Origin of the sequence: Ensifer sp. ZNC0028, from assembly GCF_000799055.1 — a bacterium.
In the GTDB taxonomy this organism is placed as follows: Bacteria; Pseudomonadota; Alphaproteobacteria; order Rhizobiales; family Rhizobiaceae; genus Ensifer.
Window position 1 is genome coordinate 1 of the sequence record NZ_JTLA01000266.1, and the last position, 273, is coordinate 273.

Annotated in this window: 1 protein-coding gene; it reads right to left on the reverse strand. The window is 64.5% G+C overall.

Features of this window, described 5'->3' with window-relative positions; genetic code table 11:
- Positions 1–85 precede the first annotated feature (85 nt).
- Positions 86–273: aminotransferase class I/II-fold pyridoxal phosphate-dependent enzyme (locus L981_RS34305; RefSeq protein WP_371258923.1), on the reverse strand; the 188-nt coding region annotated here is incomplete at its 5' end.

Genomic DNA, 273 nt, shown 5'->3' on the forward strand with positions numbered 1-273 from the left:
CTGCGGGGAGAGGGTTAGTCCTCGGGTTAAACCCGAGGAGAGGGGCAAACTCTCCGTTCTTTCCAGATCGGACATCGCCGTCTCCTCAGATCACGCCGAGGTCGCGGCCGACCTCTTCGAAGGCGGCGATCGCCCGGCGCACGTCCGCTTCACTATGCGCTGCCGACATCTGCGTGCGGATGCGCGCCTGACCCTTCGGCACCACCGGGAAGGAGAAGCCGATGACATAGACGCCCTTCTTCAGCATGCGTGCCGCCATCTCCTGGGCAAGGG